This is a genomic window from Algoriphagus sp. SE2, assembly GCF_039563885.1.
Taxonomy (GTDB): Bacteria; Bacteroidota; Bacteroidia; order Cytophagales; family Cyclobacteriaceae; genus Algoriphagus.
The window spans coordinates 20,677-32,571 of sequence record NZ_JBCLWJ010000027.1 but is presented as its reverse complement, the minus strand read 5'-3'; the positions used below and the strand labels follow the sequence as shown (position 1 = coordinate 32,571).

Sequence of the window (11,895 nt, the reverse complement as noted above, 5' to 3'; positions counted from 1 at the left end):
CAACAACTTCTCGGAAGTGAGTATGGAGATGATTGAGGAGATTAAAAAAGAAAGAGCCAAGAGCCAAGAAACAAGAGACGAGACTTTGGAGGACGAGATACTGGAAGATATCCAGTCCAACTTGGGTAAAATACATGAACACGGTTCGCGGGCAAATGGCATTGTGACTTCCATGTTGCAGCATTCCCGCGGCGGATCAGGGGAAAAAGAGCCCACCGGCCTCAATGCCTTGCTGAAAGAATACGTGAATTTGAGTTTTCACGGCATGCGGGCAGGCAAAAACCCCATCAATGTGGATATAGATTTTCAGTTGGACGAGAAAGTCGGGATGGTCAATCTGGTTTCAGAAGACTTCTCCAGAGTCATCGTCAATCTCTGCAATAATGCTTTTGATGCGATGAGACAAAAGACCTTAGAAGTTCCAGACGAGTACCAACCCAAACTCACTGTCCGGACTAAATCAGACAAAAGCCAAGTCTATTTGGAAGTTGAGGATAATGGCCCGGGCATCCCTGATGATATCAAGGATAAAATCCTACAGCCTTTCTTTACCACCAAGAAAGGAACCGAGGGAACAGGTCTTGGCCTATCCATCACCCATGATATCATCAAAGCGCATGGGGGAGAATTGAGCATTAGCAATGAGATAGGCAAAGGGGCCTCATTTCTCATTAAATTACCACAATCTTAATCTTTTTAAAATGGATCGGAACAAGGAGCTTTTACTCAATCAGACCTACCAAGATTTCGTTAATATCGGACTCAATATTAAACCTATTATCGATGGGATAGACGAGATTATAGATCCCAAAATCATGGGTTTTGGTACCACGATTGATGAGCGAATATTCTCTCGGAAGGATTTTATTGACCTTATCAAAAGGCAAGAAGAACAAGCCATTGGGCTCAAAATGGAGTCTAAATTGGAACCCGTACTTCGAAGAGTGCTGGAAGATGAAAACTCGGCGATCTATGTAGATGACCTCATCTTAAAAGTAACTGCGGATAAGGAAACCTTAGAAATGAAACTTCGCTTTTCAACGGTCTTAGAATATCATCAAGAGAACTGGAAAGTAGTTCATTGGCATGGCTCCAAACCAGAAGAAGTAAAAAGTGAAGAAGACACCTGGGGGATTGAAAATTGGAAGCAAAAGGCCCGAGAACTAGAACGATTGGTCGATGAAAAAACGGCTGATCTACTTGAAAAAAATAGGGAGTTGGAAATTGAAGCTGCTTTGGAAAGGGTACGGGCAAAGACCATGGCCATGCATAGTAGTGAGGACATGGGAAACTGTATCCTCAAAATGTTTAATGAGCTCACGGGCTTAGGAGTAGACGAAGGCACCAGATTTGGAATTGGTATCCTAAACAAAGAAAATAAAAATAATCAGCTCTGGACTGCACGGAAATACGGGGATAAGGTGAAGATGCATATCGGGAATTTGGATATGAATTCCCATCCCTTGTTAAAGAGCTCCTATAAGGCTTGGGAAGCCCAAATTCCTTTTCATCAGTATGTTTTGGAAGGCGAGGATTTGTTGAAATACTATCAAATGCTCAATAAAGCACCTGATTATAAAATTAAGATTCCTTTAGAAAAACTTCCGGAAAAAGAACTTCAATACTGTTTCATTTTCGAGTATGGATTTTTTTATGCGTTTACCCCTCGCGTATTCGAACAAGATCTGCTTCAAATTATTCAGCGATTTAGTTCACTCTTTGCACAAACCTATCGGAGGTATCTCGATTTGATTGAGGCTGAAGCACAAGCCCGCGAAGCAAAGATTGAAGCAGCATTGGAGAAAGTCCGTTCACGCTCGTTGGCTATGCAAAAAAGTGATGAGCTTAAGGAAGTAGTGAAGGTATTATTTGAAAAAATAACCGAACTGAAAGTTCCATCAACTGCCATGGGAATTCAGACTTTTAACGAAAACTCTAGAGATATTCAATGTTTTGTATGCGGAGATGTGGGAACCGGATTGGTAATCAATCAATATTTACTCCCCTATTTTAATCACCCAATTGTAAATGATTACCATAAGGTGCGAGAGAAGTCCATGAATTTTTATGTTGGCACCTATACCAAAAAGCAAAAGGACAGTTTTTATGATTTTGTTTTAGCACTTCCTGAATTAAATGATTTACCCGACGAGGTGAGAATCATGATCAGAGAAAGCGAAACCTATAAGATCAGTATGGTTCCGGCAAAGAATTCTGTCATTGCCGTGAACGACTTTTCTGGAAATCCTTTATCAGAAATTCAGATTAGTATTTTACAAAGGTTTGGGAAAGTATTTGAACAGGCATATACCCGCTTTCTCGATCTCCAAAAAGCGGAAGCTCAGGCTAGAGAAGCAAAGATTGAAGCAGCTCTCGAAAGGGTTCGTTCGGCATCAATGGCGATGCATCAAACTGAAGAACTACAAAAAGTGATTTTTATAGTTGATGATGAACTCAAGTCTTTGGATATTCTAATGGATGGGTCATTTATAGAAATTTTTGACAAATCAACAGATCCTGACCAAACCAAAATTGATGGGATAAAAATATGGATGGCGAATCCTACACATCAAAACTCACAATTGGTTCATATACCTTATTTCAAATCTAATGTTCTCGATAGCGTTATAGACGCTAGGAAAAACAAAATAAATTTTATCTCGGACTCGTATACCAAAAGAGTAAAGAATCACTTTTATCGAAAAATCTTTGAGCTTTCGGACTTAAAGGTTACCCCTAAGGACCAACAAGATCAACTTTTAAAAAGAACAGGTTTTGCTAGATCCGTTGCTTTAACAAAGTATGCAGCGATAACCATGTTCAATTGGGAAGGGCAACCCTATACTCCTGAAGAAAACAAAATTCTAGAACGCATAGCAAAGGTCTTTGACCAAACCTATACCCGATTCCTCGATCTCCAAAAAGCAGAAGAACAGGCCAGAGAAGCACAAATAGAAGCGGCCCTGGAAAGAATCAGATCGCGCTCCATGGCTATGCATAAGACCAGTGAACTATCAGAGGTCATCCTAGTTCTGTTCAAGCAATTCGAGCATTTAAACTTGGTCGTTGATACTTGCTATATTGATATTTTTGACGAAAATAATCAGGCATTTAATCTCTGGATTGGAGCGAGTACAGCGATCTATCCCAAGCAAGTAAGACTCCCCTACTTCGATCATCCTATTCACCAGCTGAACAAAGATGCGAGAGAAAATGGTATTGACTTCTTCACCTTTGAAGAAGACAAAAAATCAAAGGAGGTTTACTTTGAGCATTTTTATCCTAATGCCAAGGGAATAGAAGTTCCAGAAGATCGCAAAGAATATATAGCTCAAGGTATAGGAATGACGGGTTCTTCTGCACTTGGCATCCACTCAGGTATCACGATGTTCAATTACCGGAAAAACATTTATTCTGAGGAAGAAAATAATATCCTTAAACGGATAAATAAAGTCTTTCAGCAAACCTACACCCGCTTCCTCGATCTCCAAAAAGCGGAGGAACAGGCAAGAGAAGCACAGATTGAAGCAGCACTGGAACGCATTCGTTCGGCTTCCATGGCCATGCACAAAAGTGAAGAATTACCTCAGGTTGCCTTGACTTTTTTAACCCAAATTGAAGAATTGGCAATTCCCGTATTAGGTGTGGCCTTAAGCGAAATAAATCCAGAAACCAATACCTGTATTACCTATTTTGCAGACAATACAACGGAAGGCCAAAATCGTGAACTTATCATTTCCGAAGAGTTTGATGTAAACGAATTCTGGATGGCCGAGGAATCATTAAAGCAAATGAAATCCGGCAAAAAGATATTCACCCTAACGGCAGAGGGCGAACGGCTGGAATTATGGATTAAGTGGATAGATAAAATATTCAGCAAAAAGCGGGCAGAGCGCCTACGGTCAGCAAATCTGGATACGGTCTTTTTTCACTCCCACCAATTCCATGAATATTCAAGCATTCTTTTCTCTTCTCTGAAACCTTTATCCGAAGAATACCGATCCGTAATCCAGCGATTGGTCAATACTTTTAAATTGTCCTATTTACGTTTCCTCGACCTGAAAAAAGCAGAAGCACAAGCAAGGGAGGCGCAAATAGAGGCGGCTCTCGAAAGAGTTCGTGCCAAGGCTATGTCCATGCATAATTCCAATGACTTGGCAGAGGCCAATAATGTGGTTTTTGATGAATTGACCCAATTGGGCATATCACCTTTGAGATCAGGGATAGGACTGATTGATAAAGAAAAACAGAAAGGACAAATGTTTGCTACAGTTTCAGCTGAGAATGGAAAAAACCTTCTACTGATCGGGGAAATATCCTTAACGAATTCCGTTATTCTGGAGTCGATATTTGAATATTGGACTAAAAAGCAGATGTATCATTTAAAGCTTAATGGGCAAGAGTTAAATGAATATTATGATCTTTTGCTACCCAGCTATGGTAATTTACCAAAACCTGAATTTTCTAAAAAGGATGTTCAGTATGGGTACTTTCTTCCATTTAATCACGGCTCCTTTTATGCCTGGACCAAACAGCCTTTCAATGAGGAAGAACTTCGAACCATTCAAAGGTTCGTTCAAGTAATCAATCTGACATATAATAGATATTTTGATCTTCAAAAAGCTGAAACGCAAGCAAGAGAAGCCACAAAACAAGCTTCACTGGATCGGGTCAGAGCAGAAATAGCTTCCATGCGTGATACTAAAGACCTCGAGCGAATCACACCACTAGTTTGGAAAGAATTACAATCCTTGGGAGTTCCATTTTTTAGATGTGGAGTAATGCTGGTCAATGAGAAAGAGGAGATTGTTGACTTTTACCTATCCAATCCCAAAGGGGAAGCATTGGCAGCACTCCATTTAGATTTTGATAATTCAGAAATCTCCAAAAATGGCGTGGCACATTGGAGAAAAAAGGAAACCTATATCGAGCACTGGGATCAAAACCAATTCCTCGACTTTATGAAAAGCTTGATGGAGCAAGGGCAGATTTCAAATGCTACTACCTATCAGGGTGGAGAAAAACCTCCTAGAGCGCTAACTCTTCAATTTGTGCCCTTTACCCAAGGAATGGTTTATGTCGGATCAGAAAAGGACCTAAGTGAAGAAGAATTAGACTTGGTCAAAGCCCTAGGCAATTCACTATCTGTTGCTTATGCTCGATACGAAGACTTTACTAAGCTGGATTTGGCGAAGGCCAAGGCAGAAAAAGCATTGAAAGATCTGAAAGCTGCTCAGGAACAACTGGTGCAACAGGAAAAACTTGCAAGTCTCGGACAACTGACCGCTGGCATTGCTCATGAAATCAAAAACCCGCTAAACTTTGTCAATAACTTCTCTGAGCTAAATAGGGAACTGATCGAAGAAGTTTTCGAAGAACTGGAAAATCTGGAAGATTCCAGTGCCAAGAAAGAAATCATCACCATTCTAAACGATGTAAAAACCAACCTCACCAAAGTCCATGAACATGGTACTCGGGCAGATAGTATCGTCAAATCTATGTTGCAACATAGTCGGGCTACAGGAAGCAAGCGTGAGCCAAAAGCATTCAACCCCTTAGTCAAGGAATTTGTGAATCTTTCCTTCCATGGTATGCGGGCCGGAAAATCTCCAATCAATGTCGATATAGATTTTAAACTTGATCCAAATGTGGGTGACGTAAACTTGATCAGCGAGGATTTTTCAAGAGTGATTTTGAACCTCTGCAACAATGCTTTTGATGCCATGCGAGATAAGCTCAAGTCCAGTGAATCTGAAGAATATTTGCCAAAACTCAGCGTGAAAACAGCGCTTCAAAAAGATGAAATCATCTTTTCGATAGCAGATAATGGTCCAGGTATTCCTGAGAATATCAAGGATAAAATCCTTCAACCCTTCTTCACAACCAAGAAAGGAACCGAAGGAACTGGTCTTGGACTGAGTATAACCCATGATATTATAAAGGCGCATGGCGGGGAATTGAAGGTGGAGAGTAAGAAAGGAAAAGGAACGGAATTTTTCATAAGGCTAAAAGTAGAAAATAACGATGCCTAGTAATATTTCATCTGAATCCTCAGATCCTATCAAAAGAACTATCTTCCTCTTTTGCTTCACAGAGAAGCTCAGAAGAATAGAAGAAATTTTAATTTTTAATATCCGGTATGGTGTTGATCTAAGAGGATGTACCCATCAGTTTAAAGGAAAACCGTTTTGAATATGTATACCCATTCAGAAAAAAGTGTTATTAACTATCTCCTGTTTTTAGGCCTCGTTCCACTTTTTTTAAGCTGTTCCGGTGAACCTGAATCTAAAAGAGAAGCTATTTCTAAAAGAGAATTAGGGATTGTTTACCGGGACAGCTTTCCGGAACCGGAAATTGTTGAATTTAAAGTTGGTCCAAAAATACCCAAAAAAGATCTTATCGTGAGTAAGAGGCCCTTCTCTTTAGATCCTGATTATGGCAAAGAAGTTATCTCCTCCATTACTCCCAAAGACGGCTTACCAGCTTCGAGTTTTAGAGACATTTTTTATGGCGATGACCACAACCTTTGGATGGTAGGTGGTGTATACCCTATCCGATTTGATGGAAAACAATTCCGGGATTTTGAGGTGTATGATGACCCAAATTTTTCTGCAGCCTATGGTATTCAGGATAAAAATAATCAATTAGGAATCTGGAGAGTTAAAAAAGTTGCTGATACCCTAGAACTTAAATTTCTCATTTTTGACGGACTTCAGTTTAAGGAATTAGAAGGATCATACCCGGTCATGATTGCAGGAATGGACCAGTCCATTTGGATATTAAATTTCGAAGAGCAAAAACTTCTTAAATACAACAATCTTCTTAAACAAAAAAATGAGCAAATAGAAGCATCTTATAGTACAAAAGAATTAAAGCTAAAAAGAAATATTCATCTTCAAGATCTTGGTAAGAAAGGATTCCTTTTATTTGATTTCTCTAGCAAAAGCCTTTTTCACCTGAAACAAGGAGCTTTTGAAGAGATTGATTTAAAATCGGTTTTACCTGATTCAAGAATACTTCAATTTTATGCTCTGGATGAATCCAGCTTTTATGTCACAACAGCTTCAGGAACCTACTTCATTGAAGGAAAAGAAGCCAGGAAAATAAGTGATGAGCGACTCAGGCCTTTTCATACCGATTCAGATGGATTTTTGTGGGTGGATTCCAATAGTGGTATAAAAAAAATAAAAGGCACTTTCTCTATTGATTTTAATGATCTAACAGAATTAAAAGATTTACCCTTTCCAAGTGCTTATAAAGATCCTGATAATAATACATGGATTTATGATCAAAGCTATATTGGTAAATTTGACAGAACAGTTAAAACCTACAATAATTTTCTCTCGGATGATAATACATCCCCGTTTAGAAGCATTTTTCAGAGCAAAAACGGAGATCTGTTTTTGGGTACTTTTGGTAAAGGCCTACTGCATTTTGATGGTTCTACGATAACCAATTATAGTTTTTCGGATAATGAAGGACCTAGCCGAAATCGTTGGATCATTTCAATTAAACAGGACCCTAAAGGCAACATTTGGTTTACAAATTTGGAAAATAAACTTTTTAAGTTTGATGGCCTGCATTTTCAATCCTTCGATTTACCTGAGTATTTATCAGAAATACACCTGGTAGATTCTAAGGGTAATGTTTGGTTTACGAATAACTCTGAAAATAATACCCCGGAGGTATTATATAAGTTTGACGGCAAACAGTTTTTTAAAATTATATCCTCTCAAGAAATAGGTACTAGAATTTATTCTATGTATGAAGATCAGAATGGGCTGATATGGATCGGAAGTTCGCAAGGACTATGGAAATACGATCAGCAAACATTTACGAAGTATACATCGCAGGATGGTTTGCCAGCTAACTTTATAAATACCATAGAAGGAGATCAAAATGGAAACCTATGGATTGGCACCGATAATGGGCTCAGTATTTTTGATGGAATTACCTTTAGAAATTTTGGAAGAGCGGATGGAATAACTGAAAAATTTATTGGAACTATCCTTCCGGATTCTATCAACAACAAATTCTGGCTAAAAGGGCAATGGGTTGATGATTTAAAAGCCGTAAGCTTTGATTCAAAAACCAAAACAATAGAAGTAGAAAATTATTCAGTTCAAAAAGGTTTCCCCATACCTTCAGCAAGAGAGCTATTAGTTGACTCGGCAGGTATTCTCTGGTTGAGCAAGTCTAATGGAGGGCTGGCGAGATTTGATTATCCCGCTATCAAAAAAAATCGTACGTCTTTTCCAATACATTTTAAAAATATTCTGGTGAATGGGGAGTCTGTTGTATGGTCGTCTCTTAACGACAGGTATGCAAAAGACAGCCTGATTGTAAAAACCGAAATGGTTTCTCGTTTTGGATTGGAAAAAACCGAAGAAGAACTCAAAGCACTGAAAGAATCCTATGCGGCGATAAGGTTTGACAGTTTGGTTCCCTATGAATTCGTGCCTTATGGGCTTTCCCTGCCCTTTTCTTCCAATTCTGTGAGTTTTGAATTTTCGGTAAATGATCCCTTTTTAGCAAAAAGCACCTCATATCAATATTTTCTGGATGGCTTTGATAAAACCTGGAGTCCTTTATCGGAAAACAACGTCGCCAATTACGGAAACCTCTATGAAGGAGATTACATCCTTCAGGTAAAGGCTTTAAATGCCTATGGAATTTGGAGTGAAACATCGTATCCCTTTACCATACTTCCTCCCTGGCACCGTACCTGGTGGGCTTATGTAATCTATGCCATCCTGTTTGTTGTATTTATTTACTTTTTCGACAAGTACCGAAAAAAGCGCCTTCTGGAAAAAGAAAGAGCCCTTGCACGGGAACGTGAGCTTGCCCAGGCAAAAGAAATAGAAAAAGCCTACAACGAGCTTGAAATATCCCATGAAAACCTAAAATCCACCCAGGCTCAACTCATCCAATCCGAAAAGATGGCATCGCTTGGGGAACTCACTGCAGGTATTGCGCATGAGATTCAGAACCCGCTGAATTTTGTCAATAACTTTTCGGAACTCAATCGGGAATTGATTGTAGAACTTAAAGAAGAACTAGAAAAAGGAGATCTGGAAGAAGTAAACTTAATCGCAACTGACATAGAAGCGAACGAGGAAAAAATAAACGAACATGGCAAGCGTGCCGATGCCATCGTCAAGGGAATGCTGGAACATAGCCGTGCCAATAAAGGCGAAAAAGCCCCTACCGATTTGAATGCTTTAGTTGATGAGTTTGTCCGACTATCCTATCATGGACTTCGAGCCAAGGACAAAAGCTTTAATGCCTATTTTAAATTGGAGCTTGATCCTGATCTTCCGAAAGTAAATGTAGTCGCTTCAGATATAGGCCGGGTGATTTTGAATCTGGTAAACAATGCTTTTTACGCTGTAAATGAAAAGACTAAGGCGGACAGCGCACCTGAAGGTTATGAACCAATGATTAAGGTTTCCTCCAAATACACTCCCCTCCCTGGAGGGGCTGGGGGTGGGTCTATTGAGCTCTCCGTCCAGGACAACGGTGGAGGGATCCCGGAACAGGTCCGGGACAAGATCTTCCAACCTTTCTTCACCACCAAGCCGACAGGCTCAGGGACCGGATTGGGTTTATCCTTATCTTATGATATTGTGAAGGCGCATGGAGGAAGTTTAGATTTTCAAAGTGACAAGGAAGGAAGTAGCTTCAGTATTACACTACCTAAGTAATCCCATAAATGGAAAAGTTTATTTGGCTTTTCGAATAGTATGAAATCATAATGTCTTGGAGAGCCAAGATTGATGAATTAATAAGAGCCAAATAAATATTAAAAAAGGTCAATTTTTACTATTCAAGTTTGTACTTTAGAAAGCATTTATTGTATTAAAATTCTAAAAATTAAGTTGAAAGCCAAAATTAGAAAATCAAATATTCCCCAATTTAACCTTGACATGATCTACTAAAACTTCAGCCTATGATCTCTAAACTACTTTTAGTCTTATTACTTGTTTTTATAGTCTTATCAATTGCATTTGTAATTAAAAACAAAAGAATCAAAAAAAGAGCTCTTCAGAAATTAAAAGAGATGGACACCCAAGAGCTCTCGGATTGGTCTACTGAAAAACTGGATTCGAAGCGCGCTCACATGGATCCATTGGCTGATCAGACAGTGGCTACAATCATGGCAAAAAAGGAGGCAATAGAAATTAATCACCTTTTTCAATCTATCGTGAAAGACAGCGATCAGCTTCCTCCTAATGCGCCAAAAGAACTACATGACTATTTTGAAGAAAGTGCTAAACTCCCTGAATGGGCCGACCCTGACCTGATTGCATTGGGTCAACAAATCTACCTTAGACATGGCATTTGGATAGGACTTTTGCTCTGCTACAAATCACTGCCCGAATGTTACGTCTGCGCACGAGGTGCAGAGGTCTTGTACAAGACAGCCCGACTTAATGAAAAAAACGGTTCTTTGGACGCCTACGCTCGAAGAATTGCTGAGACTGCCCTTTTTGTCGTTTTTGCAATGTCTCCAAATGGACTGGACAAGAAGGGTAAAGGCTTACGGGCAACACAAAAAGTCCGTCTCATTCATGCTACAATTCGATACTATCTGAAGCAACATAATTGGAAAGCAGATGATCTGGGTGAACCTATCAATCAAGAAGATTTGGCGGGGACCTTAATGTCCTTTTCTGCTTTGATTTTGGAAGGGCTTGAGACCATTGGAGTGGAATTTGAGCCAGTAGAATTTGAGGCTTATATCCATTGCTGGCGGGTAATCGGCCACATTGCAGGTCTAGATGAAGATATGATTCCCAAAAATGCCAAAGACGCATTGAAACTTGGCCATAGCATTCTAGACAAAGAAATCGCCCAAAGTGATAATGCGAAAGAATTAGTCAAAGCGCTGAGGGACTTTCAAGACACAAAGTCGAAACCCATCTTGGGAAGTAAATCCAATATTGCCATGATGCGATTAATGATGGGCAAAGACATTTCCGATCTACTTGGAATAGAGCCAATTGATCAAACACACATCGATCGAATGGAGAAGAAACTCAAAAGAATTACAGCGATCGGTGAGTTTCTGGATAAAAGCTTAATATTTTCTTTTTTCCTCCAGGGATTTACAAAAATTGGACTTATGCTAATGCTCAAAAGAATGACAACTTCCTCTATCATCAATTTCTACCTACCCAAATCCCTCACAAATGATTGGGGCACAAAATCCTAAATCCAATGAATCAGCCATTAATCAATTTTGAAGATTATTCAATCGCAGGGCTTATTTTCAATGGCGTTGGCTGCCTTTTTTGGGTCGTCGCCTATGTCATTCTGGTCATAGAAATCCGAAAAAAGAAATTTGTGGAAATGCCAGCCTATGTCGCAGGTGCAAATTTAGGTTGGGAGTTTGTGTGGAGCTGGATTTATCATCCAAATACAGGGCTTTTATTTGCACTAAGTTATCAAGCTGCATTTTTATTAGACTGCTTTATATTTTATTCGGTTCTTCGCTACGGTACCAAACAGCCGATGAATCCTGAGACCAAAAAGCATTTCGCGTTATTTTGCGTGATAAATTTTGGCTTCTGGATTATATTTTCTTACCTCTTTAGAAACGAAGGTTTTGACACGCTTATCGGGGCAAACTCAGGGTATATCATCAATGTGATTCTCTCCTTGCAGTGTGTGTTTTTGTTGATGCAGACCAAAGACACTGGTCAATTTTCGATGGTTTTAGCCTGGTCCCGCATGTTGGGTACAGGTTTGATTTCGGTATCCATGTTCTTCTTTTACCCCGAAAATCACTTCGTGCAGTTTTTAGGAATATCATGCTTCATCTTGGACAATACTTTCATCTATATCCTTTGGAAAAGACATGGAAAACTATTTGGAGCCCTTAGTAAAGCATAA

5 protein-coding genes are annotated in these 11,895 nt (G+C 39.4%); all 5 read left to right on the top strand.

Annotation, left to right across the window (positions count from 1 at the left end):
* On the top strand, positions 1–691 hold a 691-nt coding region (locus tag AAGF08_RS19555; protein ID WP_343513105.1), incomplete at its 5' end, for a HAMP domain-containing sensor histidine kinase.
* A gap of 10 nt (positions 692–701) precedes the next feature.
* On the top strand, positions 702–6,032 hold the full coding sequence (locus tag AAGF08_RS19550; protein ID WP_343513104.1) for an ATP-binding protein: 5,331 nt from the start codon (positions 702–704) through the stop codon (positions 6,030–6,032).
* A 162-nt stretch (positions 6,033–6,194) separates the two neighbouring features.
* Positions 6,195–9,704 (top strand): two-component regulator propeller domain-containing protein, encoded by a 3,510-nt coding sequence (locus tag AAGF08_RS19545; protein WP_343513102.1) that lies wholly within the window; start codon positions 6,195–6,197, stop codon positions 9,702–9,704.
* Positions 9,705–9,949: 245 nt separating this feature from the next.
* Positions 9,950–11,215 (top strand): oxygenase MpaB family protein, encoded by a 1,266-nt coding sequence (locus AAGF08_RS19540; RefSeq protein ID WP_343513101.1) that lies wholly within the window; start codon positions 9,950–9,952, stop codon positions 11,213–11,215.
* 5 nt (positions 11,216–11,220) lie between these two features.
* Positions 11,221–11,895 (top strand): hypothetical protein, encoded by a 675-nt coding sequence (locus tag AAGF08_RS19535; RefSeq protein WP_343513100.1) that lies wholly within the window; start codon positions 11,221–11,223, stop codon positions 11,893–11,895.